Source organism: Sulfuricurvum sp., from assembly GCF_041651515.1.
Taxonomy (GTDB): domain Bacteria; phylum Campylobacterota; class Campylobacteria; order Campylobacterales; family Sulfurimonadaceae; genus Sulfuricurvum.
In genome coordinates this window covers 214,867-236,666 of the sequence record NZ_JBAZJF010000004.1, presented here as the reverse complement: position 1 = coordinate 236,666, position 21,800 = coordinate 214,867, and the positions used below count along the sequence as shown (strand labels likewise).

The following is a 21,800-nucleotide window of genomic DNA, read 5'->3' as shown; positions in this document are numbered from 1 at the left end:
GCTAAAATGGCGCAATTTTTTAATCACAGGTTGTAGCCATGTTTGATGAAATCCAATTTGACCGGATTAAACGCCTCCCTAAGTATGTTTTTGCTGAAGTTAATGAGCTGAAAATGGCGCGTAGACGCTCTGGTGCCGATGTTATCGATTTTAGTATGGGAAATCCCGATGGGGATACCCCGGAGCACATTCGTAAAAAACTGATTGAATCTGCCCAAAAAACTAAAACACACGGATATTCTGTTTCCAAAGGGATCCCAAAACTGCGTCAGGCAATTTGTGATTGGTATAAGCGCCGTTATGATGTGGATCTTAACCCTGATACCGAAGCGGTTGCAACTATGGGTTCCAAAGAGGGATATGCTCATTTAGCGTATGCAATCACCAATCCGGGAGATGTGGCGGTTGTCCCCGATCCTACCTATCCAATTCACTCCTATGGCTTTATCTTAGCCGGGGGGAATGTCCAAAAAATGGAACTTCCGTTCGATGAAGATTATAAAGTGGATGAAGATCTTTTCTTTGAGCGATTGGAACAAGCATTTCATATCTCTTTTCCTAAACCGAAATTTGTGGTCGTAAACTTTCCTCACAATCCGACAACAGCGACAGTAACGCCGGAGTTTTATACCCGTATTGTCGAGATGGCTAAGCGGGAACGTTTTTATATTATCAGTGATATCGCGTATGGTGACTTGACATTTGACGGGTATAAAACCCCATCAATTATGTCGGTTCCAGGCGCTAAAGATGTGGCAGTGGAGAGTTTTACCCTCTCGAAAAGCTATAACATGGCGGGATGGCGTGTCGGATTTTTTGTAGGAAATCCAAAACTCATCGGTGCATTGCAAAAAATTAAGAGTTGGTTGGATTATGGGATGTTTACTCCTATCCAAGTTGCGGCTACGGTAGCGCTTCAAGGTGATCAGACCTGTGTGCAGGAGATTACCGATAAATACGATCATCGCCAAGACGTTTTGATTGAAGCGTTTAACCGGGCGGGATGGCCGGTACGCCGCAATCAAGCATCTATGTTTGTATGGGCCAAAATTCCTGAATGTGCACGTCATCTCGGGAGCTTAGAATTTTCAAAACGTTTATTGGTTGAAGCCAATGTGGCCGTTGCTCCTGGGATCGGGTTTGGAGATTACGGCGACGAGTATGTCCGTATCGCATTGATAGAAAACGACAAGCGTATCCGTCAGGCAGCTAAAAATATTAAACATTTTTTGCAACAATTAGAGTCTAAGGGACAAGAGTGATTCGTGTCGGTGTAATTGGGGTCGGAACAGTCGGAAGAGCGGTTGTCTCTATCTTAGAGGAGAACGCTTCGATTATCTCGGCACGTGCCGGTGACACGATTATCGTTAAGAGCGGCGTGGTTCGTAATCTGGATAAAGTACGTGACCTCTCGATTCTTGTTTCACAAGACCCCTATGACATTATTAATGATCCCGAAATTGATATTGTCGTCGAATTGATGGGGGGGATTGAAACCCCTTTTGAGATTTTGAAAAGCGCTTTGAAAAACGGTAAAGCGGTAGTAACTGCGAACAAGGCAGTGTTGGCCTACCATCGCTATGAACTTCAAGAAATCGCAGGTGAAATTCCCTTTGAATTTGAGGCAAGTGTAGCAGGGGGAATCCCTATTATCAATGCCCTTCGTGACGGTCTCTCTGCCAACCATATCCTCTCCATAATGGGTATTATGAACGGTACGTGTAATTTTATGCTGACCAAAATGATGAAGGAAGGGGTAGCATTCGACGCGGTTTTGGATGAAGCGCAGGCTTTAGGGTATGCTGAGGCCGATCCAACCTTTGATATCGGCGGCTTTGATGCGGCGCATAAACTCCTTATCTTAGCATCTATAGCATACGGTATCGATGCCAAACCCGAAGAGATACTGATAGAGGGGATAGAGGGAATTACGCAGGCTGACATCGCATTTGCAAAAGAGTTTGGCTATACGATCAAACTTTTGGGCATTGCTGCGCGCGACGGGGCTGAAGTTGAACTTCGCGTACATGCCTCATTGGTAAGAGAGAGTGCCATGATCGCTAAGATTGATGGTGTTATGAACGGGATCAGCGTTGTGGGTGACCGTGTGGGAGAAACCCTTTACTATGGACCGGGTGCCGGCGGAAATGCGACGGCCAGTGCCGTTGTAGCTAATATCATTGATATTGTTAGGTCAGGAAAACGTTCTCCTATGCTTGGGTTTAACCATCCTCTAGAAGAAGGGCTCCATCTCAAAAATAGAGATGATATCTGTTCCAAATATTATCTCCGTTTGCGTGTTTTGGATAAACCGGGAATTTTGGCCAAAATCACCCAATTATTTGCAGATCATTCGATTTCTATCGAGGCAGTGATTCAACGCCCCAGCGAAACAGAGTGTGCTCATCTTTTATTTGCGACCCATGAGGCAACGGAGCGCTCCGTTCGAGAGTTGATGTCTCAGCTTGAAGTATTGGATGCTGTTTTAGAAACACCTTATATGATACGGATCGTCTAATTACGATTGGTATCGATTCCCCTCTTTCTACACCTTAATAAAAGTTTAACTTTAAATACTGTAATATACGCGTCCACTTTGCCCTTTCGGACAAATAGAATTGAATGTTTCTAACTGCGTTCAATCGTAGTTACAAGTATTGGTGTGATCAATCCCACCTACGAAAAGCAAGTGATTTAAATCAACGGAGCCAACCGATGAAAGTACGTTCTTCAGTGAAGAAAATGTGCGATGATTGTAAAGTCATCAAGCGTAAAGGGATTGTGCGCGTAATCTGCAAAACCCCAAAACATAAACAAAGACAAGGATAAGCATGGCACGTATTGCTGGTGTGGACTTACCTAAGAAAAAACGAGTGGAATATGCGTTGACCTATATCTATGGTATCGGTCTACATACTTCACGCAAAATTTTAGATGCTACAGGTATCGATTACAACAAACGTGTATTCGAACTGAGCGAAGATGAAGCAGCAACTCTTGCAAAAGAGATTCGTGCTAGTTTCGTCGTAGAGGGTGACCTCCGTAAACAAGTTGCTATGGATATTAAAGCGTTGATGGATCTTGGTTCTTACCGTGGTCTTCGTCATCGTAAAGGTCTCCCATGCCGTGGTCAGAAAACCAAAACCAATGCACGTACGCGCAAAGGTAAGAAGAAAACTGTCGGCTCAGTTACAAAGTAAGGGATTAGAGTATGGCAAAAAGAAAAGCAACCCGTAAAAAAATTGTAAAGAAGAATATTGCACGAGGTATCGTACATATCTTGGCATCATTCAACAATACCCTTGTAACGGTAACTGATGAAATGGGTAATATGATCGCATGGAGTTCGGCTGGTGCCCTTGGTTTCAAAGGTTCTAAAAAGTCAACTCCGTTTGCTGCTCAACAAGCGGTAGAATCTGCGCTCGAAAAAGCAATGGTCCACGGTATTAAAGAAGTGGGAATTAAAGTTCAAGGACCAGGATCTGGTCGTGAAACAGCAGTAAAAAGTGTTGGTGCAATCGAAGGACTACGTGTTTCATTCATGAAAGATGTTACTCCACTACCACACAACGGATGTCGTGCGCCTAAGCGCCGACGAGTCTAAGGAGGTTTGTAATGGCAAGATATAGAGGACCCGTAGAAAAAATCGAAAGAAGATTCGGTGTAAGCCTTGGATTAAAAGGTGAGCGTCGTCTTGCAGGTAAAAGTGCCCTTGACAAACGTCCGTATGGACCTGGCCAACACGGTCAACGTCGTACAAAAATTTCTGAGTACGGTACACAGCTTCGCGAAAAACAAAAAGCGAAGTTTATGTACGGTCTTAGTGAAAAACAAATGCGTTCATTGTTTACCGAAGCAAAACGCCGTACAGGTAATACCGGTACAAACTTGGTTATGCTTCTTGAGCAACGCCTAGACAACGTTATTTACCGTATGGGTTTTGCAACGACACGTCGTTTTGCTCGCCAATTGGTAAACCATGGCCACGTGTTGGTTGATGGTCAACGTGTTGATATCCCTTCATACCGTGTAAAACCGGGTCAAAAAGTGGAAATCGGCGAAAAAAGCAAAAAGAATAACCAAATCGTTCGCGCGGTAGAGCTTACCAACCAAACCGGTATTGCTGCTTGGGTCGACATCGATCAAGAGAAAGTATTCGGAATTTTCACACGTCTCCCAGAGCGTGAAGAAGTTGTTATCCCTGTTGAGGAACGTCTAATCGTCGAGCTTTACTCGAAATAATCATTAAAGAAAGGGCGCTCAGCATGAAAAAAATTAAAACATCTCCGCTTCTTCCGAAAGAATTTGTCGTCGAGCAAATCAGCGCGAACGAAGCGAACATTATTGCCTACCCGTTTGAGACCGGTTTCGCGGTTTCACTCGCCCATCCTATCCGTCGCTTTTTATTAAGCAGTTCGGTTGGATTTGCGCCGATCGGTATCAAGATTGAGGGTGCTAAGCATGAGTTTGACTCCGTGCGCGGTATGCTTGAGGACATTTCGGATTTCATCATTAATCTCAAAGGGGTACGTTTCAAATTGAAAAACGGCCTTAAAGAGAAAGATATCTCTTACAGTTTCGCAGGCCCTTGCGAAATACACGGTAGTGATTTAGAGAATGATGATGTCGAAGTGGTGACACCGAATGCTTTCTTAGCAACTTTGAATGAAGATGCGACGTTAAATTTTACCGTCAAAATTCATCAAGGTATCGGTTATGCTCCGAGTGAAGATGTACGTGATGTATTAGGTGAAGGTTATATTGCACTTGATGCATATTTCACCCCTGTACGCCGTGCAACGTATGCGATCGAAAATATTTTGGTCGAAGATAACCCGAATTTCGAGAAAGTGATTATCAACATTGTCACAGACGGTCAGATTTCACCGGTCGATGCATTTAAAAATGCGTTGGAAGTAATGTACGCGCAAATGGCTGTTTTCAACAGTGAAGTGAGCATCAAAGCTCCTGCAACTGCTGAACGCGGTGATGAGCATCCGGAACTTAAACGTTTAGGTGCACGTATCGAAGAACTCGGATTAAGTGCACGTAGTTTTAACTGCTTGGATCGCTCCAACATCAAATACATTGGCGAAATCGTAATGATGAGTCAAAATGATTTGAAAGAGGTTAAAAACCTCGGTAAAAAATCGTTTGAAGAGATTTTAGAAAAAATCACTGAATTCGGTTATGCTGTTGGACAAGATCTAAGCGATGATCTCGTCAGTGCACTCAAAAAGAAAATTGAAGCTGAATAAGTAAACACAAGAGGAAAGTATCATGAGACATCGTCACGGATACCGCAAGCTAGGTCGTACAAGCGCACATCGTGAAGCTTTATTGACTAACCTTAGCATTGCGTTGATTGAACACGGTAAAATTGAAACAACGTTGATTAAAGCAAAAGAACTTCGTTCATTCGCTGAAAAATTGATTACAACTGCTCGTGCAGGTGATGCGAACGCTCATCGCGCTGTATTTGCTGTTTTACAAAACAAAGAAGCAACTAAATTGCTCGTCAATGAAGTGGCTCCTAAATATGCAGAGCGTAACGGCGGATATACTCGTATCGTTAAAACTCGTATTCGTCGCGGCGATGCTACGCATATGGCATATATTGAACTCGTTTAACGAGTTCAATCCCCCAACCCCTTAAACCGAGCTTCGCTCGAAAATCATCCTGTTTTGCATTAGTGCTCATTTAGCGCAAATTTCCTATTATTACCCATATTATTTTGTATATTAAAGGTAAAATTATTATGATTCCGTTCACTGATGAAGAGTTGATGCAACCTGTGCGTCACGTAATCGATAAAATTAGACCCTCTTTAGCATTAGACGGAGGAGATATTGCATTTTTGACCGTTAAAAATGGAACGATTTATGTGCAGCTTCAAGGGGCGTGTATCGGATGTTCGAGTAGTGGAAATACACTTAAGTACGGCGTAGAACGGCAGCTTCGGATGGACATTCATCCAGAACTCAGTGTCATCAACGTACCGCAAGGTATGGAAAATCAGATAGACGCGCTATAATCCACGCGCTTTAAGTCGATATTAGAGTAAATAGGAGGGGTACAATGAAAATGATTAGCTTATCCAAAACCCTCAATCAAGCAAATGAACATTTTTCGGCTGGGCAATACAGTGATGCATTGCGTGATTTTTCCCTTGCACTTAAAGATCACCCTACATCAAAAGAGGCCTATAATGGTGCCATCCTCGCTGATATGGCTATGAGCGGCGAGAGCGGTGCCGAAGCACTGTTTGATTATTATTCAATTTTGCGGAGTGAAGATAGCGAGCAAGCGGATACTATAATCTCTGAGATATTAGAGACGATGGATGGGACATTGGATCAACTTGCTGGATTGTTTGACGATACGATCAAACAACGCCTTGCATATGAAGACGGTATTATGTACACCGAGTTTAAAGAGCTCGTAGAAAATGATAAAGATTTCAACCGAATTTTTGAAAATATTATGTTTTCTACACGAGTTATTATTACGGAGAAAGAGGATTTTGTCGATTTTCTCGATAATTTAATAGATCATGGCTATAAAGAGATGGCCTTGAGCTATTTGGAAAGTGCACTTGGGGTTTACCCAAATGACAGACAGCTTCGAAATCTGTTACGCCGTTTGGCGAAGGGGAGAGAACTTGAAAGTTGAAGTTCAAGACAAGCCATACCGATATGTATCCGAAAATTCACGTGTGTGCGGGTCGGATTGCGCTTTTTTATTGACAAAACAAAATGAAAAGTACAAAGAAGATGCACTCACGCGCGGAGCACATACAATATTAACTCCTCAAGAGTGTTGGGAACTATTCGGCCTGAACCGAATAAAGGTTGTCGGAATTACAGGAACAAACGGTAAAACAACGACAGCGAGTGCTATTTATTCGATTTTACTTGATTGCGGTCACAAAACGGCTATGCAGGGTACGCGCGGTTTTTTTATGAATGATGCACCGGTAGAGGGGAAAACCCTTACTACTCCTACGGTACTAAATACCTATCGTCATATGGCGCAAGCAATTGCAGAGGGGTGTGAGTACTTTATAATGGAAGTAAGTTCGCACGCGATAGAGCAAGAGCGGATTGCAGGGATTGATTTTGCATTAAAAATTTTGACAAATATCACCCAAGATCACCTCGATTATCACGAGAGTATTGAAGAGTACACCCGTATAAAGAATCTCTTTTTTCAAGATGAGTCTAAAAAACTGATTAATAAAGATGAGCCGCGTGCTGAATTTAATATGAAAAATGCGTTTAGTTACGGCGTTGAAAATCCGGCAACGTATAAAATAATTGCCTATTCATTGAACAACGGTGTTAGCGGTGTTTTAAAATATTTTGAAGAACATGTTGCATTTACAACTTCATTGCACGGTTTCTTTAATCTCTATAATATTACCGCTGCCATCGCAGCAGTCCATTTAGTGAGCGGTGAGTCTTTAGAAAAAATTACCGAAGTAGTCGAAAATTTCGGCGGTGTAAGCGGACGTATGGAAGTGGTGAGTGAATCTCCTCTTGTGATTGTTGATTTTGCCCATACTCCCGATGGGATGGAACAGGTCCTAAATGCGTTAAAAGAGAAAGAAGTGTTGGTCGTATTCGGTGCTGGTGGAGATAGAGACCGAACCAAACGTCCAATGATGGGGAGAGTGGCTGCGATGTATGCTAAAAAAGTTTATGTGACCAGCGATAATCCCCGTTTTGAAGATCCGGACATGATTATTGAAGATATATTGAATGGGATTGAAGATCGCAGTAAAGTATTTGTCGATGTAAATCGTCGTAATGCGATTGCGCAAGCGCTGCATGATCGAAGTGGCGATGAAATTGTTTTGATTTTGGGTAAAGGGGACGAAACCTCTCAGATTATTTACGATCAACATCTCCCTTTCGATGATCGGGTTGTGGCAAAAGAGTTGTTAAAAGAGATTTAAACAGAAAAGTTGTTTACTGGAGCTTAATATGCACTGGTATGATTTGGCTATAATGCCGTAATTATTTTACGGTGTTTTAGTACACTAGATTTTTAAAGGAGCGTTTTGATGGGTATCCCTCAACCAGCGTTTTATATTTTCAAATGTGAGCAAAGCTCTCCTCCGGGGATGCCAAAACCGAGTTGTGTGAATCCGCAAACACAGGATCTTTTTCAACATTTAGCACAAACCTTGATGCAAAAAGGGCTTATCGCTACGGTTCAGCCGATTCGTACATCATGCATGAATCGTTGCAATGTCGGTCCGGTCATGTTGGTAGAGCCGGGTCATATTATGTATGCAGGACTCACAAAAGAGAAAATCAATGAAATCATCGATCGTCATATTATTGGCGGCGAAGTGGTACAAGAGTATGTTATTCCAGCAGAATTGTGGGACGCACCGGTTACGCCTGCTGATATGATGAAACAGATGGGGCGATAATCCATGTTGATCGAGATGCTTTACAGCAAAATCCATCGTGCCACGGTGACCGACGCTAATCTAAATTACGTCGGTTCGATCACAGTTGATGAAGAACTTCTTGAAGCTTCCAAAATGCGTGTCGGGCAAAAAGTTGAAATTCTTAACATCAATAACGGTGAGCGCTTTTCAACCTATATCATTCTCGGCGAGCGCGGACAGAGGGATATCTGTCTTAACGGAGCAGCTGCACGTAAAGTTCACAAAGGGGATAAAATCATAATTGTTGCCTATGCAACATATAATGATGCCGAACTTGAGAACTATAAACCGACCGTCGTGTTGGTCGATGATGATAATGCGATTACCGAAGTGATTGAGAAGATCTAAATAAGCTCCGTCATGGTAGAATTTCACTAAAAAAATAGTGGGGATCTATGGAGCAGTTTGAAGCTTTTTTATCGGCACATTTGCCATCCGCTCCTAGTTTTCACCCGCATTATGAAAATGCTTTACATCAAATGCTGCTCGGAGGCGGTAAACGGTTCCGTCCGGCACTCCTTTTAGGGGTCGTTCGTGCCTATAACCCACTTTTAACGCAAAGCGCATTTCCGGTTGCATTAGCGATTGAATTGCTGCATACGTACTCTTTAATTCACGATGATTTACCTGCTATGGATAATGCCGATTTGCGTCGCGGTATCCCTACCTTGCATAAAACGTATGATGAAGTAAGTGCTATTCTGGCTGGTGATGCCCTTAATACGTACGCATTTGAAGTTCTCTCTCATGCTCCGCTCAGCGATAGAATAATCGTAAAACTGGTACGAGAACTTTCGTACAACGGTGGACTAAACGGGATGGTACTGGGGCAGGCGATAGATTGTTATTTTGAAGATCAGCGTTTGAGCCTAGAGCAAGTTAAAATTCTTCATACCCATAAAACCGGTAAGCTGATTGCAGCGTCATTGAAAATGGGTGCATTGATTATCGGACGTGAAGCGTTAGCCTCTGAACTTTATGATTTCGGGATTGATTTGGGATTGCTGTTTCAGATTCAAGATGATATTTTGGATGTGACCATGAGTGCCGAGGAAGCCGGAAAAACAACACAAGCAGATGGGGCAAAAAACAGTTTTGTGACATTGCTCGGGTATGAAGGGGCAATGAACGAGGCGGACACATTGGCTGAAAAGCTTTTATCCCAAATTCAAAGTTTTGATGAGAATTTGCAACGCGAATTGTCACCAACACTTGAACACTACATTAACCGACATAAGGACTAAACGATGAGTAATGCAATGCGCCAAAAAATGGCAGACACAATCCGCTTTTTAGCGGCAGACATGGTTCAGCAAGCCAATTCGGGCCATCCGGGTGCTCCTATGGGGTTGGCGGATATCGCCGTTGTTTTGTCTGAGCATATGAGTCATAATCCGAAAAATCCAAAATGGCTTAATCGGGATCGGCTTGTGTTCTCCGGTGGTCATGGTACCGGACTTATTTATTCGCTTTATTATCTATGGGGATACGGATTACAAATTGATGATTTGAAAAACTTTCGCCAGCTCGATTCCAAGACTCCCGGACATCCGGAATATGGTCATACAGCCGGAATTGAGATCACAACGGGACCTTTGGGGCAGGGAATTGCCAATGCGGTAGGATTTGCAATGGCGTCAAAATATGTCGGGAACAAAGTAAATTCGGAAACAGCTAATATGATCGATCACAACGTCTATTGTCTTTGCGGGGATGGAGACCTTGAAGAGGGGATCAGTTACGAAGCGTGTTCGGTTGCCGGTCACATGGGGTTGGATAATTTGATACTCATCTACGATTCTAACCGTATTACGATTGAAGGTTCAACGGAACTCAGCCTTAGTGAAAATATACGTGACCGTTTTGAATCGCAAAATTGGGCAGTTTTGGAGATTGACGGACACAATTTTGAAGAGATCGATGGGGCATTGACACAAGCTAAAACGATTTCTCGTCCTGTTCTTATCATTGCGAATACCGTCATCGCCAAAGGGGGCGGAAAAATGGAAGGGTCTCACCATGCTCACGGTGCACCTTTGGGAGACGAAGTGATTAAGACGGCTAAAATTAGTGCCGGTTTTGATCCTGAAGTAACGTTTGCCGTAAGTGATGATGTATTGGAGCGGTTTCGATGTGCGATCGAAAAAGGGGATTTGGCGGAGCGCGAGTGGAAGCACCGTCTTAAAGAGCTTCCGTTGTCGGAACAAAATGAGGCATATGAGCAGTTGATGAATCCTGATTTTGAACGAATCGTATGGCCTGCATTTGAAAAAGCCGATGCGACACGTAATACGAACGGGATTATTCTTAATGCGATTGCTAAAGCTATACCAGGCTTTTTAGGAGGATCTGCTGATCTTGGTCCGTCGAATAAGACAGAGCTCAAAGATATGGGTGATTTCCCTAAGGGTAAAAATATCCATTTCGGGATTCGTGAACATGCGATGGCATCGATTACCAATGCGATGGCATTGTACGGTCCGATTATCCCGTTCAGTGCAACCTTTTTTGTTTTCAGCGATTATCTGAAGCCAGCAGCCCGCATTGCAGCACTTGCAGGTATCCAGCAATTTTTTATCTGGACGCATGACAGTATCGGTGTCGGAGAAGATGGTCCTACCCATCAGCCGATTGAGCATCTGAGCCAATTTAGAGCATTACCGAATTTTTACGTCTACCGTCCGGCAGATGGAGCAGAAAATGTGAAATGTTGGCAAAAGGCGCTCTCCATGAAGCGCTCGCCATCGGCATTTGTATGTTCACGTCAGAATCTATCCATATTGCCTAAAGCACTAAAAGGTAATGTCGAAAACGGCGGATATTTGTTGGTTGAAGAAGAGAATGCATCGATAACGTTGATGGCATCGGGCTCTGAAGTTTCATTGGCAATAGAAACTGCACAATTGCTTGCTGCACAAGGTGTAAAAGCAAATGTCGTGAGTGTGCCGTGTTTTGATCTATTATTGGAAGAACCACAAAGTTATATTGATTCCATTATTAAACCGTCTACAAAAAAAGTGGCTATTGAAGCGGCCAGAGGTTTGGAGTGGTACCGATTTGCGGATACGGTGATCGCCATGGATAGTTTTGGTGCAAGTGCACCGGCAGAGTTGTTGTTTGAACGATTTGGGTTTAATGCGGAAGCAATCGCATCAAAAATTGTATGAATGATTCACCTGAATATTTAGAAAAAAAGCGTTTTTTTGATTCGCTCATTACCCTTTATGGGCGGAATGTAGCGGTTGAAGTGTTACGTGATGATGCGGTACAGATTCATAAACTTCATCTCTCTAAGAGTAACCGCAGCGATGAGACGATAGAAGAGATTTTAGCTTTGGCCGATATGCGCGGAGTGGAGATTAAGTACCATACCAAAGATTCATTATCACGTATTTCAAAAAACAGCGCCCAAGATCAAGGGGTTGCTATTGATGTAGTCTCTCGAAATTACCGAAGTGCTTCAATGATTGCAACGGATTTGCCCCACTCTTTTCGCCTTTTGGCTCTTGATGGGATTAACAACCCTCAAAATTTGGGGATGATCGTCCGTTCCGCTGCGGCAAGTAAAATTGACGGAATTGTATTGCCGCGTCGTAACAGTACGAAACTTTCCCCTTTGGTGATGAAAGCGAGTGCCGGAACACTGTTTAAAATACCCATCTATTACTGTGAAGATTTGAGCGATATTTTGACATTGAAAGATACGGCGATTATTACCCTCTCTTCGCATGCATCGCAGGATATACATGCGTTGAAAATTCCATCTCGCGCTATTTTTGTTTTGGGGAATGAGTCTGAGGGGGTAAGCGATGCCGTAATGCGTGCTTCGACGCACAGCGTATCCATTGCAATGCATCGCGGAGTTGAATCGCTTAATGTTGCCGTGACGGCAGGAATCGTCAGCTTTCTACCATAAGGTTATACGGCCGGCGAATATCTTCGACTACTTCTCCAACGCTCATATGGCGGCTTTTTCGTAAAAATTCCCGCCCTTGAAAAAAGATCAGTACTGTCGGAATGGTAAAAACACTAAAGTGCGATGCAATTTCAGGTATTTCGGATATATCGATACTCTCCATCATAAAAATCGGAAATTCAGTGATGATCGCTTCCACGAGCTTAGGTTTAAGAGCATGACACACATTACAGGTGGGTGCACTGAAATAGAGCATAACCGCATCGTTTTGATCTAATGTTTGTTGTATAGTTTCTAGAGTTTGCATAAAGGTATTATAGCCAATGAAGTTTCATCGAGCTTATGTTGAAGTAACAAATGTGTGTGGTCTGGCGTGTACCTTTTGTCCACCCAAATCGCAGCCAACTCAGACAATGGAGCTTTCTTGCTTTGAATCAACTCTTGTACAATTGCGTGATTACACGGATGAAATTGCACTTCACGTTATGGGTGATCCGATGGTTTTGTCTAATTTACGCGACTATTTGGATATTGCACACAAACACAGATTTAAAGTTATGGTTACCACGAGTGGATTTTATTTGGATTCTACACGCAGAGAGGCTCTTTTCCATCCATCGGTACGACAAGTGAATATCTCTCTGAATAGTTTTAACAAAAACAGTGTTTCCCGAACGTTTGAAGCGTATATGGAACCTATCTTAGCTCTGTGTGATGAGAAGCTTGCGGGGAAAAAAGATTTTTTTATCAATCTTCGCCTTTGGAATCTGGATGAGGTTTACAGCGAGAAATATTTTAATGAGCAGTTGTTTGCACTTTTGGAGAAACATTTTTCTCTAGAAGAGGAGAGTATTGCTTCGTATATCAGCGGTGAGCGTCAATCGATCCGTCTCGCATCTAAAGTATTGCTCCATTTTGATCGCTATTTTGAGTGGCCGCATTTGAATAATGAGGTGGTCGGAGATGGCTATTGTCATGGGCTCAGTCGTCAAATTGCCATTTTAAGCGATGGAAGAGTGGTCCCTTGTTGCTTAGACGGTGAGGGGGTTATGGAATTGGGTAACCTCCACGAGATAAATTTGGGTAAAATTCTGACATCGGAACGCTCATGCGCAATGGTAACAGGTTTTGAAAAAGGGCTTGCTATCGAAGAACTGTGCCAAAAGTGCAGTTATAAAGAGCGATTTAGGAAAGGGGTACTAGCATGATTAAATGTTATGTAAAAAACGAAAATGCAATCGCATTTATTGATACTATGTCGGAACTTGACGGCGATGTGATCGATAAAGTCATTTGGATCGATATGCTGATGCCGACGTACGATGAGATTGCTTTTATTGAAAATACCTTTACGATTAAATTTCCAACCAAACAAGAGACAGAAGAGATTGAAATCAGTTCGCGTTATTGGGAAGAGAACGACAAAATTGAAATCAACAGTTATTTTTTGGTAAATACGAGAGAAAGCTCCCATAATGAAACGGTATCTTTTATTTTAAATAACGATATGCTGATCTCTATTCGCTACACTACTTTATATACCTTTGATGAATTTAATCGAAAGTTTTTTGCTACCCCAAAACAATTTGAGACCGGCTATGATATTTTTTGCCAGATTTTAGATATTCGAATTGATGCCGATGCGGATATTATTGAAAAACTTGCTAAAGATATTACCCGTGTACGTAAACACGTTTTGACCGACTATACGAATGAAGATGAAGAGATCTTGGAACGTATTTCATCGTTAGAAGATTTGAACATGCAAATTCGGGAAAATCTCAATGATAAGCAGCGTATTCTGAGTGCTTTTCTGAAATCAAGTAAATACAAGCATGCGCTTAAGCACGATGTTACGGTTATGCTTAAAGATATTAAATCATTGATTGATTACACCGACTTTAATTTTGAGCGACTGGATTATCTTCAGAATATTTTCGTTGGAGTTTTGAGTATTGAACAAAACAAAGTTATTAAGATGTTTACAATCGTTAATGTTGTGTTTCTCCCTCCGACCTTAATCGCGAGTATATATGGGATGAACTTTGATCTTTTACCCGAGTTGCATTGGCAATATGGGTATTTGCTCTCAATTGTTATGATGATTATTTCATCTATTCTACCGGTTTATATTTTTAAACGGAAAGGGTGGATTTAATGCTCCATGGTAAAATATGATACCATTACATCTATACTGAATTAGTAAAAAAAAAGGATACACTTTTGGACAGGCGGATACGCTACTTTATCGAAGATTACTGGGACATATTCATAGGAGTAGTCTCTATTACACTTGCTTTTTTCTTTCATCACGAAGGGGATGGGATGATGGCGACGGTATTTTCCGCAGTCGCTATTGCCGCTCTTTCTCTTACTGTAGCCGAAGTAGCTGATATCCTCTCTGAACGTCTTCAAGAGCCTTATGGCAGCTTTGTCCTTACCTTTAGTGCCGTTGTGGTAGAGATCATTCTTTTATACGTAATTTTACTTGAAGTACGTCACAGTCCAGAGGTTTTGGAGACGGTTAAGGGGGGGATTATTTCGGCAGTAATTGTCGATTTGAATGTCTTGCTCGGGCTTGCCGTCTTTTTGGGTGGACTCGCTTTTAGTCAGCAGCAACACAATAAAGAGACCTCCAGCGCCTACAGTACCGTTTTATTTGTCTCCTCATCGGCACTGCTGGTCCCCGGTTTGTTGAGCCATACGGATCACGGAATAGATTCATTAACGCAAGTAAGTCATTTAATTGCGGGTGTATTGCTATTGTTCTATCTTGTCATCTTTATTTTTCAAACGCGTACGCACACCCATTTTTTTAAAGCAACAGCCCGAAGCCGTTTTTTCCGTCTCAAACGTAAACTTCAAGAGGAAGAGGGTGAAATTGATGAGAATGACTCAAGTGATTATATTTTTGAACATTTCAGCACAACGGTCAATTTTTTAATTATTTTTATGTTGATCGGCGTCATTGCATTGGGGGCGGATATTTTTGCAGGCAATGGAGTCAAAATTGCTCGTGATTACGGTATTTCTGCGGGGTTGGCCGGATTGGTCATTGCTATTATCAGCGTATCACCAGAAATTTTTACGGCGGTTCGTGCTGCCCGCAACGATCAGATTCAGCGTGTTGTTAATATTGCAATGGGAGCATCGACGGTATCGATTATTTTGACGGTTCCGATTTTGATGTTGTTGGCTCATTTTTCAGGAATCAATCTTACCCTTGATTTTAATCCGCTCCAGATCGGTGCGCTGCTATTGACGATTATATTAGTTTGGAAAACGACCGAAGAAGGGGAGACCAACTATTTTGAAGGGGCGTCACATTTGATGTTCTTTATCAGCTATGCAATTATTGCGGCATATTACTAAACAATGGTTATATTATTTGCACCCAGCGAAGGAAAGAGAGAGGGCGGTCTTCTCCCGAGCTTCTCTGAAACGTCTTTTCTTTTCCCCGAACTTTATTCCAATCGTCTTGAGATCATTAAGCGATATGAAACATTAGTCCAAACGGGAACCCAAGAAGCACTCTCGGCATTGTTCGGTATTAAAGATGAAAACGAATTCATACGGTATAAAAAGCCATTTGAGGCTGCTCCTACAATGAAAGCGATAGAACGTTACGATGGCGTGGCATACGGTTATCTAAATTACCTGGAGCTCTCCACGCAAGCACAGCGCTATATTGATTCGCATGTTATCCTCTTCTCGAATTTATTTGGACCGATCCGTGCGGATGATCAAATTCCCGATTATAAACTCAAACAAGGCTCAGCGATCGATACGGTTGCACCCGAGAAATTTTACAAGACCCATTTTAGCAGTGCTTTGGATGAGATGATCGGCGATAGAGAAATATTAGATATTCGTGCCGGATTCTATGATAAGTTCTATGTTCCCAAAAATAAGGCTGCAACGTTGAAGTTTTTGAAAGAGGGGAAGGTCGTGAGTCACTGGGCAAAAGCGTATCGAGGGATAGTGTTGCGTGAAGCGGCATTATCGAAGGTAGAGTCCATAAACGCGTTATTGGCGCTTAATATTGAGGGGCTGATACTAAAAGAAATCCTTGAAACCAAGAGGACAAAAGAGATCATTTACGAAATTATCTAATTTCTTTTGAGAATCACTTGACTTTTTAGAATGAAATGTCTATAATTTCAGCTCCATTTCGGAATATGCCGGCATAGCTCAGTTGGCTAGAGCAATTGATTTGTAATCAATAGGCCCGGGGTTCAAATCCTCGTGCCGGCACCATTGACGAAATTGGAAACGCATTACAATTATCAGTGTTAGACCAGATTATGGCCGTGGTGAGATACTCAAGTGGCCAACGAGGGCAGACTGTAAATCTGCTGATTTTTATCTTCGAAGGTTCGAATCCTTCTCTCACCACCATCTGCGGGAATAGCTCAGTTGGCTAGAGCGTCAGCCTTCCAAGCTGAATGTCGCGAGTTCGAGTCTCGTTTCCCGCTCCACTGGGAGCTGAAGTACATTTCGCAATACTACTTCATCATTACCATAAAACCGTAAAATAGTTTTTAAGCTTCCAATACAAATGTATCATTATGCTCACGTGGCTCAGGGGTAGAGCACTTCCTTGGTAAGGAAGAGGTCGGCGGTTCAAATCCGCTCGTGAGCTCCAGTAATATTTTTGTAATATTTGAAGCTTGAAAGCTATTTCAGCTGTTTTTTTGGTATAATTCCAATTTCATTTACAATTTCAGTCGGAGGACACAATGGCAAAAGAAAAGTTTACGCGTAATAAACCACACGTTAACATCGGTACAATCGGTCACGTTGACCACGGTAAAACTACGTTGACAGCAGCGATCACAGCGGTTCTTGCTACAAAAACTGGTGCAAAATTTATGGACTACGATCAAATCGACAACGCTCCTGAAGAGCGCGAGCGCGGTATTACGATCGCTACTTCACACGTTGAGTACGAAACTGATAAACGTCACTATGCGCACGTTGACTGTCCTGGACACGCCGACTACGTTAAAAACATGATTACCGGTGCTGCTCAAATGGACGGTGCTATTCTTGTTGTTTCTGCAGCAGACGGCCCGATGCCACAAACACGTGAGCACATCCTTCTTTCTCGTCAAGTAGGTGTTCCATATATCGTTGTTTTCATGAACAAAGAAGATATGGTTGATGATGAAGAACTTCTTGAGCTTGTTGAGATGGAAATCCGTGAGCTTCTAGATATGTATGATTTCCCAGGTGATGACACTCCAATCGTTGCAGGTTCTGCGCTTAAAGCTCTTGAAGAAGCTAAAGCTGGAATTATCGGTGACTGGGCTGCTAAAATCATTAAATTGATGGATGCGGTTGATGAATATATCCCTGAGCCTACTCGTGAAACTGAAAAAGATTTCTTGATGCCGGTAGAGGACGTTTTCTCAATTTCTGGACGTGGTACGGTTGTAACTGGTCGTATTGAGCGTGGTACAATCAAAATCGGTGAAACGATCGAGATCGTTGGTATCCGTGATACACAAACAACAACTGTAACCGGTGTTGAGATGTTCCGTAAAGAGATGGAAATGGGTGAAGCAGGCGATAACTGCGGAATCTTGCTTCGTGGTACTAAGAAAGAAGATGTTGAGCGTGGTCAAGTTCTTTGTAAACCTAAATCAATCACTCCTCACACAAAATTTGAGGCTGAGATTTACGTATTGAGCAAAGAAGAGGGTGGACGTCATACTCCATTCTTCAACGGCTACCGCCCACAATTCTATGTTCGTACAACTGACTGTACAGGTGCTATCACCTTGCAAGAAGGTACTGAAATGGTTATGCCTGGTGATAACGTGAAAATCAATGCTGAATTGATTCACCCAATCGCTATGGAAGAGGGTACTCGCTTCGCTATCCGCGAAGGTGGACGTACTGTCGGTGCAGGTGTTGTTTCTAAAATCCTTGCATAATTTTATCCGGCCTTAGGGTCGGAACATAAGGTCAAACATGCGTGAAATTATCCATTTGGGTTGTGAGAAGTGTACTCGTCGTAACTATCACACAACAAAAAATAAAAAAACTCATACTGAGAAATTCTCAGTTCGTAAATTTTGTAAATTCTGTCGTGAACACACCATTCACAAAGAAGCAAAACTTTAATATTAGTTCCCTCTTTTTGAGGGTTTTATAGGTCAGTAGCTCCAATGGTAGAGCGCCGGATTCCAAATCCGATGGTTGCGGGTTCGAATCCCCCCTGGCCTGCCACCCATTTTTGACGAATGATGCTTTAGGGCTTTATTCGTTGGAAATGTCCTAAGGATTAATGATGAAAAACAGCGTAAACCACTATATCCGTAATGCTAAGTTAGAGCTTGCGAAAGTCATTTTCCCGACGAAACCGCAAGTAAAGCAAGCATTTATTGCTGTTGTTGTTGTTGTTGCATTCGTCGTTTTGTTTTTGGCATTGGTCGATTTGATCATGTCGTCTACCGTTTCGGCAATTTTGAGATAAGGAATAAACATGGCACATCGTTGGTATTCGATTCAAACGTATGCAGGTAGCGAGCGCAGTGTTAAAGCGGCTATCGAAAATATTATTGCCGAAAACAATCTACAAGAAGTGATTACAGAAGTAATCGTTCCGACAGAAGATGTTATCGAAGTAAAAAACGGCAAGAAAAAAATTACTGAGCGTTCATTGTACTCAGGGTATGTGTTTGCCAATATGGATCTTTCAATAGATTTGCAGCACCGTATTCAATCACTGCCTCGTGTAGCCGGTTTTATCGGTGAGTCGAATAAACCGACCCCTCTCAGTGAAAATGACATTGCGGTTATCTTGGATCGTGTAACGAATCGTTCCGCTCCGAAACCAAAAGTATTTTTTGATAAAGCTGAAATGGTTCGTATCGTGGATGGTCCGTTTGCAAATTTCACCGGTACAGTGGATGAGTATGATCTTGAGCATGGAACGTTAAAGCTTAATGTATCTATCTTCGGACGAAGTACTCCGGTGGATATTTCGTATACGCAAGTCGAAAAAATTATTTAATCTCAAAAAAAGGAAGCACAAATGGCAAAGAAAATTACGGGCTACATCAAGTTGCAAGTACAAGCTGGCGCAGCTAATCCAGCCCCTCCGGTTGGACCTGCACTCGGTCAACGTGGTGTTAACATCATGGAATTTTGTAAGGCGTTCAACGAGCGTACAAAAGATAAGGCAGGTTTTAAACTCCCTGTTGTTATTACGGTATATGCGGACAAAACGTTTTCATTCATCACTAAACAGCCACCGGCTTCTGCTCTCATTATGAAAGCAGCAGGTCTTAAAAAAGGGACTGATAATCCGATGAAAAACAAAGTGGGTAAAATCACTAAAGCTCAATTGATGGAAATCGTTAAGCAAAAAATTCAAGATATGAATACAGATGATATCGATGCAGCTGCCGCAACTATTACCGGTTCTGCTCGTTCTATGGGTGTTGATATCGTAGATTAATTTCTACACTACTCTTCGACCGCAAAGAGGCTAAACCTTGCGGCAGATTCTAATATTGGAGAATTAAAATGGCTGGAAAACGCTACAAACAACTTAGTGAAAAAATCGATATGTCAAAAAGCTACTCAGTAGCTGATGCGGCAGCATTCGTTAAAGAACTTAAATCGGCTAAATTTGACGAAACCGTTGAAATTGCATTGAACCTAGGTGTTGACCCTCGTCACGCTGACCAAATGATCCGCGGTGCCGTTGTGCTTCCTCACGGTACGGGTAAAGTGGTTCGTGTTGCGGTTTTCGCAAAAGGTGCTAAAGTAGACGAAGCTAAAGCTGCCGGTGCTGATATTGTAGGTGCTGAAGATTTGGTTGAGCAAATCAAAGCAGGCAACATCAATTTTGATATCGTTGTTGCTGCACCGGATTGTATGGGTCTTGTTGGTCAAGTAGGACGTATCCTCGGGCCAAAAGGGATGATGCCGAATCCTAAAACAGGAACCGTAACTGCAGATATCGCAAAAGCGGTAAGCAACGTTAAAGGCGGACAAGTTAATTTCCGTGTTGACAAAAAAGGTAATATCCATGCCGGTATCGGTAAAGTAAGTTTCGATACGGATAAAATTGCTGAGAACATCAAAGCATTTGTTGGTGCTATCAACCGTGCAAAACCATCAACGGCTAAAGGCCGTTATATCAAAAACGGTGCCCTTTCATTAACTATGAGTCCGGCAATCAAATTTGATACTCAAGAGCTTCTTGATATCCGTTTATAATTCAAAAAAATATACTTTATCTTATGGACTTAAGACAGTAGGGGGCGTTAGCCTTAATCGGAGTCACTCCGCCCCGCTTGAAGTTATGTCTGGAAAGGAGAAATAATGACTAAAACACAAAAAGCTCAAATCGTTAGCGCTCTTACAGAAGAGTTCAAAACGGCTAGTTCTGTTGTCATGTGTGATTACCGCGGTTTAGTGGTATCAGACCTTGAAGCACTCCGCAAACTTGCACGTGATAAAGATACGAAAGTTCAAGTGGTAAAAAATACCCTTGCAACTATCGCATTGAATAATGCACAAATGAGCGGTATTGATATCGTAGATACCAATATCTTCATTTGGGGTAATGATGCAATCGCTACCGCGAAAACCGTAGTTGAGTATGCAAAAGCGAATGATAAATTTACTATTCGTACTGCATACATTGACGGTGAAGCAGCAGATGAAACTAAAGTTCGTGCATTTGCAACCCTACCGGGACGCGAAGAGTTGCTTGGAATGTTGGCATCCGTTTGGATGGGACCAGTTCGCAACTTCACAATCGGACTCGATGCGCTTAAACGCAAAAAAGAAGAAGAAGCAGCGTAATTGCTGCTTCCAAAAACCGCTGATAAGAATATCGGCATAAAAACTAAAATATCATAGGAGAATACAATGGCTGTTACAAAACAAGACGTTCTTGAGTTTATCTCAAACCTTTCTGTACTTGAGCTTTCTGAGCTTGTAAAAGAATTCGAAGAAAAATTCGGTGTATCTGCACAACCTGTTGCTGTAGCTGGTGCTGCAGTTGCTGCTGTTGAAGTAGAAGAAAAAACTGAATTTGATGTTATCTTGAAAGACGGTGGTGACAAAAAAATCAACGTTATTAAAGTGGTACGTGCTCTTACAGGTCTTGGTCTTAAAGAGGCTAAAGATGCTGTTGAAGGTGCACCAACAACTATCAAAGAAGGCGTTGCGAAAGACGTTGCAGAAGCAGCGAAAAAAGAGCTTGAAGAAGCTGGCGCAGCTGTCGAAATCAAATAATCATTTACTGATTGGAGGCTTGCGCCTCCACCTCCCAACGGGCGCTTTAGCGAGTTGATTTAATCATCTTGCTAAAGTGCCCATACGTCGTTATAGGGTTGAGGACGCTCTTCCCCCAGACTTTGCACTTATCCCCTTGGGATTATATATTTCGATTGAGG

The 21,800-nt window shown here is 42.4% G+C and carries 29 protein-coding genes and 5 tRNA genes; 33 read left to right on the top strand and 1 reads right to left on the bottom strand.

What is annotated here, in order from left to right:
• Positions 1 to 38 precede the first annotated feature (38 nt).
• From WC407_RS09140 to WC407_RS09065, 16 genes are all read left to right on the top strand, one after another.
• Positions 39 to 1,262, top strand: a complete 1,224-nt coding sequence (locus tag WC407_RS09140; protein WP_373022317.1) for an LL-diaminopimelate aminotransferase — start codon at positions 39 to 41, stop codon at positions 1,260 to 1,262.
• Complete coding sequence (locus WC407_RS09135; RefSeq protein WP_373022316.1) at positions 1,259 to 2,518, top strand: homoserine dehydrogenase; 1,260 nt, start codon at positions 1,259 to 1,261, stop codon at positions 2,516 to 2,518. The genes WC407_RS09140 and WC407_RS09135 overlap by 4 nt, the downstream gene beginning before the upstream one ends.
• Positions 2,519 to 2,715: 197 nt before the next feature.
• On the top strand, positions 2,716 to 2,829 hold the full coding sequence (rpmJ, locus tag WC407_RS09130; RefSeq protein WP_013461154.1) for a 50S ribosomal protein L36: 114 nt from the start codon (positions 2,716 to 2,718) through the stop codon (positions 2,827 to 2,829).
• Positions 2,830 to 2,831: 2 nt separating this feature from the next.
• The gene (gene rpsM / locus WC407_RS09125; RefSeq protein WP_373022315.1) at positions 2,832 to 3,200 is read left to right on the top strand and encodes a 30S ribosomal protein S13; all 369 of its coding nucleotides are present in this window, start codon (positions 2,832 to 2,834) and stop codon (positions 3,198 to 3,200) included.
• Positions 3,201 to 3,211: 11 nt separating this feature from the next.
• Positions 3,212 to 3,604, top strand: coding sequence for a 30S ribosomal protein S11 (rpsK, locus tag WC407_RS09120; protein WP_015654589.1), 393 nt, complete (start codon positions 3,212 to 3,214; stop codon positions 3,602 to 3,604).
• Positions 3,605 to 3,615: 11 nt separating this feature from the next.
• A complete protein-coding gene (gene rpsD / locus WC407_RS09115) occupies positions 3,616 to 4,242 on the top strand; it encodes a 30S ribosomal protein S4 (protein WP_373022314.1) in 627 nt (208 codons plus the stop codon).
• 23 nt (positions 4,243 to 4,265) lie between these two features.
• Positions 4,266 to 5,258: a DNA-directed RNA polymerase subunit alpha gene (locus tag WC407_RS09110; RefSeq protein ID WP_373022313.1), complete on the top strand. Its 993-nt coding sequence runs from the start codon at positions 4,266 to 4,268 to the stop codon at positions 5,256 to 5,258.
• Positions 5,259 to 5,280: 22 nt separating this feature from the next.
• Complete coding sequence (gene rplQ / locus WC407_RS09105; protein WP_373022312.1) at positions 5,281 to 5,631, top strand: 50S ribosomal protein L17; 351 nt, start codon at positions 5,281 to 5,283, stop codon at positions 5,629 to 5,631.
• A 128-nt stretch (positions 5,632 to 5,759) separates the two neighbouring features.
• Positions 5,760 to 6,035 carry a NifU family protein gene (locus tag WC407_RS09100; protein WP_373022311.1) on the top strand — a complete coding sequence of 92 codons (276 nt, stop codon included), beginning with the start codon at positions 5,760 to 5,762 and terminating at the stop codon, positions 6,033 to 6,035.
• A gap of 44 nt (positions 6,036 to 6,079) precedes the next feature.
• Entirely contained in the window at positions 6,080 to 6,673 is a 594-nt protein-coding gene (locus WC407_RS09095; protein WP_373022310.1) for a hypothetical protein, read from the top strand.
• Positions 6,663 to 7,958: a UDP-N-acetylmuramoyl-L-alanyl-D-glutamate--2,6-diaminopimelate ligase gene (locus tag WC407_RS09090; protein WP_373022309.1), complete on the top strand. Its 1,296-nt coding sequence runs from the start codon at positions 6,663 to 6,665 to the stop codon at positions 7,956 to 7,958. Before WC407_RS09095 ends, WC407_RS09090 begins: the two co-directional genes overlap by 11 nt.
• A gap of 108 nt (positions 7,959 to 8,066) precedes the next feature.
• Positions 8,067 to 8,441, top strand: coding sequence for a ferredoxin (locus tag WC407_RS09085; RefSeq protein WP_373022308.1), 375 nt, complete (start codon positions 8,067 to 8,069; stop codon positions 8,439 to 8,441).
• Positions 8,442 to 8,444: 3 nt separating this feature from the next.
• Entirely contained in the window at positions 8,445 to 8,810 is a 366-nt protein-coding gene (gene panD / locus WC407_RS09080; RefSeq protein ID WP_373022307.1) for an aspartate 1-decarboxylase, read from the top strand.
• Positions 8,811 to 8,857: 47 nt separating this feature from the next.
• The gene (locus WC407_RS09075; protein WP_373022306.1) at positions 8,858 to 9,706 is read left to right on the top strand and encodes a polyprenyl synthetase family protein; all 849 of its coding nucleotides are present in this window, start codon (positions 8,858 to 8,860) and stop codon (positions 9,704 to 9,706) included.
• 3 nt (positions 9,707 to 9,709) lie between these two features.
• The gene (tkt, locus tag WC407_RS09070) at positions 9,710 to 11,629 is read left to right on the top strand and encodes a transketolase (RefSeq protein ID WP_373022305.1); all 1,920 of its coding nucleotides are present in this window, start codon (positions 9,710 to 9,712) and stop codon (positions 11,627 to 11,629) included.
• The gene (locus tag WC407_RS09065) at positions 11,626 to 12,378 is read left to right on the top strand and encodes a TrmH family RNA methyltransferase (protein ID WP_373022304.1); all 753 of its coding nucleotides are present in this window, start codon (positions 11,626 to 11,628) and stop codon (positions 12,376 to 12,378) included. The genes tkt and WC407_RS09065 overlap by 4 nt, the downstream gene beginning before the upstream one ends.
• Here WC407_RS09065 and WC407_RS09060 read toward each other — a convergent pair.
• On the bottom strand, positions 12,362 to 12,685 hold the full coding sequence (locus WC407_RS09060) for a thioredoxin family protein (protein ID WP_373022303.1): 324 nt from the start codon (positions 12,683 to 12,685) through the stop codon (positions 12,362 to 12,364). The two genes, WC407_RS09065 and WC407_RS09060, sit on opposite strands and share 17 nt — an antisense overlap.
• Positions 12,686 to 12,701: 16 nt before the next feature.
• Between WC407_RS09060 and WC407_RS09055 the strand changes: the two genes are divergently transcribed.
• The 17 genes from WC407_RS09055 (at position 12,702) to rplL (ending at position 21,639) form a co-directional block, all read left to right on the top strand.
• Complete coding sequence (locus WC407_RS09055; RefSeq protein WP_373022301.1) at positions 12,702 to 13,586, top strand: radical SAM/SPASM domain-containing protein; 885 nt, start codon at positions 12,702 to 12,704, stop codon at positions 13,584 to 13,586.
• Positions 13,583 to 14,536 carry a magnesium/cobalt transporter CorA gene (gene corA / locus WC407_RS09050; RefSeq protein WP_373022299.1) on the top strand — a complete coding sequence of 318 codons (954 nt, stop codon included), beginning with the start codon at positions 13,583 to 13,585 and terminating at the stop codon, positions 14,534 to 14,536. Before WC407_RS09055 ends, corA begins: the two co-directional genes overlap by 4 nt.
• Positions 14,537 to 14,601: 65 nt before the next feature.
• Positions 14,602 to 15,750: a calcium:proton antiporter gene (locus WC407_RS09045; protein ID WP_373022298.1), complete on the top strand. Its 1,149-nt coding sequence runs from the start codon at positions 14,602 to 14,604 to the stop codon at positions 15,748 to 15,750.
• 3 nt (positions 15,751 to 15,753) lie between these two features.
• A complete protein-coding gene (locus WC407_RS09040; RefSeq protein WP_373022297.1) occupies positions 15,754 to 16,491 on the top strand; it encodes a YaaA family protein in 738 nt (245 codons plus the stop codon).
• Between the two features lie 67 nt (positions 16,492 to 16,558).
• Positions 16,559 to 16,635 (top strand) — tRNA-Thr (locus WC407_RS09035).
• Positions 16,636 to 16,690: 55 nt separating this feature from the next.
• Positions 16,691 to 16,776 (top strand) — tRNA-Tyr (locus WC407_RS09030).
• A gap of 3 nt (positions 16,777 to 16,779) precedes the next feature.
• Positions 16,780 to 16,856, top strand: a tRNA-Gly gene (locus tag WC407_RS09025).
• Positions 16,857 to 16,948: 92 nt separating this feature from the next.
• Positions 16,949 to 17,023: transfer RNA gene (locus tag WC407_RS09020), tRNA-Thr, on the top strand.
• A 94-nt stretch (positions 17,024 to 17,117) separates the two neighbouring features.
• Entirely contained in the window at positions 17,118 to 18,317 is a 1,200-nt protein-coding gene (gene tuf / locus WC407_RS09015; RefSeq protein ID WP_373022296.1) for an elongation factor Tu, read from the top strand.
• A 37-nt stretch (positions 18,318 to 18,354) separates the two neighbouring features.
• Positions 18,355 to 18,507 carry a 50S ribosomal protein L33 gene (rpmG, locus tag WC407_RS09010; protein WP_373022295.1) on the top strand — a complete coding sequence of 51 codons (153 nt, stop codon included), beginning with the start codon at positions 18,355 to 18,357 and terminating at the stop codon, positions 18,505 to 18,507.
• 29 nt (positions 18,508 to 18,536) lie between these two features.
• Positions 18,537 to 18,612: transfer RNA gene (locus tag WC407_RS09005), tRNA-Trp, on the top strand.
• A gap of 61 nt (positions 18,613 to 18,673) precedes the next feature.
• Entirely contained in the window at positions 18,674 to 18,859 is a 186-nt protein-coding gene (gene secE, locus WC407_RS09000) for a preprotein translocase subunit SecE (RefSeq protein WP_373022294.1), read from the top strand.
• A gap of 9 nt (positions 18,860 to 18,868) precedes the next feature.
• Positions 18,869 to 19,399, top strand: a complete 531-nt coding sequence (nusG, locus tag WC407_RS08995) for a transcription termination/antitermination protein NusG (protein WP_373022293.1) — start codon at positions 18,869 to 18,871, stop codon at positions 19,397 to 19,399.
• Positions 19,400 to 19,420: 21 nt separating this feature from the next.
• Positions 19,421 to 19,846, top strand: a complete 426-nt coding sequence (gene rplK, locus WC407_RS08990) for a 50S ribosomal protein L11 (RefSeq protein ID WP_373022292.1) — start codon at positions 19,421 to 19,423, stop codon at positions 19,844 to 19,846.
• A 68-nt stretch (positions 19,847 to 19,914) separates the two neighbouring features.
• Positions 19,915 to 20,613 (top strand): 50S ribosomal protein L1, encoded by a 699-nt coding sequence (gene rplA, locus WC407_RS08985; RefSeq protein WP_373022291.1) that lies wholly within the window; start codon positions 19,915 to 19,917, stop codon positions 20,611 to 20,613.
• Positions 20,614 to 20,718: 105 nt separating this feature from the next.
• Positions 20,719 to 21,204, top strand: a complete 486-nt coding sequence (rplJ, locus tag WC407_RS08980; protein WP_373022290.1) for a 50S ribosomal protein L10 — start codon at positions 20,719 to 20,721, stop codon at positions 21,202 to 21,204.
• Between the two features lie 66 nt (positions 21,205 to 21,270).
• On the top strand, positions 21,271 to 21,639 hold the full coding sequence (rplL, locus tag WC407_RS08975) for a 50S ribosomal protein L7/L12 (protein ID WP_373022289.1): 369 nt from the start codon (positions 21,271 to 21,273) through the stop codon (positions 21,637 to 21,639).
• Positions 21,640 to 21,800 lie beyond the last annotated feature (161 nt).

Bases quoted from the DNA above. Each gene is read 5' to 3' on its own strand.
- WC407_RS09140 (WP_373022317.1), top strand. From the start codon at position 39: ATGTTTGATGAAATCCAATTTGACCGGATTAAACGCCTCCCTAAGTAT.
- rpmJ (WP_013461154.1), top strand. From the start codon at position 2,716: ATGAAAGTACGTTCTTCAGTGAAGAAAATGTGCGATGATTGTAAAGTC.
- rpsM (WP_373022315.1), top strand. From the start codon at position 2,832: ATGGCACGTATTGCTGGTGTGGACTTACCTAAGAAAAAACGAGTGGAA.
- rpsK (WP_015654589.1), top strand. From the start codon at position 3,212: ATGGCAAAAAGAAAAGCAACCCGTAAAAAAATTGTAAAGAAGAATATT.
- rpsD (WP_373022314.1), top strand. From the start codon at position 3,616: ATGGCAAGATATAGAGGACCCGTAGAAAAAATCGAAAGAAGATTCGGT.
- WC407_RS09110 (WP_373022313.1), top strand. From the start codon at position 4,266: ATGAAAAAAATTAAAACATCTCCGCTTCTTCCGAAAGAATTTGTCGTC.
- rplQ (WP_373022312.1), top strand. From the start codon at position 5,281: ATGAGACATCGTCACGGATACCGCAAGCTAGGTCGTACAAGCGCACAT.
- WC407_RS09100 (WP_373022311.1), top strand. From the start codon at position 5,760: ATGATTCCGTTCACTGATGAAGAGTTGATGCAACCTGTGCGTCACGTA.
- WC407_RS09095 (WP_373022310.1), top strand. From the start codon at position 6,080: ATGAAAATGATTAGCTTATCCAAAACCCTCAATCAAGCAAATGAACAT.
- WC407_RS09085 (WP_373022308.1), top strand. From the start codon at position 8,067: ATGGGTATCCCTCAACCAGCGTTTTATATTTTCAAATGTGAGCAAAGC.
- panD (WP_373022307.1), top strand. From the start codon at position 8,445: ATGTTGATCGAGATGCTTTACAGCAAAATCCATCGTGCCACGGTGACC.
- WC407_RS09075 (WP_373022306.1), top strand. From the start codon at position 8,858: ATGGAGCAGTTTGAAGCTTTTTTATCGGCACATTTGCCATCCGCTCCT.
- tkt (WP_373022305.1), top strand. From the start codon at position 9,710: ATGAGTAATGCAATGCGCCAAAAAATGGCAGACACAATCCGCTTTTTA.
- WC407_RS09065 (WP_373022304.1), top strand. From the start codon at position 11,626: ATGAATGATTCACCTGAATATTTAGAAAAAAAGCGTTTTTTTGATTCG.
- WC407_RS09060 (WP_373022303.1), bottom strand. From the start codon at position 12,685: ATGCAAACTCTAGAAACTATACAACAAACATTAGATCAAAACGATGCG.
- WC407_RS09055 (WP_373022301.1), top strand. From the start codon at position 12,702: ATGAAGTTTCATCGAGCTTATGTTGAAGTAACAAATGTGTGTGGTCTG.
- corA (WP_373022299.1), top strand. From the start codon at position 13,583: ATGATTAAATGTTATGTAAAAAACGAAAATGCAATCGCATTTATTGAT.
- WC407_RS09040 (WP_373022297.1), top strand. From the start codon at position 15,754: ATGGTTATATTATTTGCACCCAGCGAAGGAAAGAGAGAGGGCGGTCTT.
- tuf (WP_373022296.1), top strand. From the start codon at position 17,118: ATGGCAAAAGAAAAGTTTACGCGTAATAAACCACACGTTAACATCGGT.
- rpmG (WP_373022295.1), top strand. From the start codon at position 18,355: ATGCGTGAAATTATCCATTTGGGTTGTGAGAAGTGTACTCGTCGTAAC.
- secE (WP_373022294.1), top strand. From the start codon at position 18,674: ATGAAAAACAGCGTAAACCACTATATCCGTAATGCTAAGTTAGAGCTT.
- nusG (WP_373022293.1), top strand. From the start codon at position 18,869: ATGGCACATCGTTGGTATTCGATTCAAACGTATGCAGGTAGCGAGCGC.
- rplK (WP_373022292.1), top strand. From the start codon at position 19,421: ATGGCAAAGAAAATTACGGGCTACATCAAGTTGCAAGTACAAGCTGGC.
- rplA (WP_373022291.1), top strand. From the start codon at position 19,915: ATGGCTGGAAAACGCTACAAACAACTTAGTGAAAAAATCGATATGTCA.
- rplJ (WP_373022290.1), top strand. From the start codon at position 20,719: ATGACTAAAACACAAAAAGCTCAAATCGTTAGCGCTCTTACAGAAGAG.
- rplL (WP_373022289.1), top strand. From the start codon at position 21,271: ATGGCTGTTACAAAACAAGACGTTCTTGAGTTTATCTCAAACCTTTCT.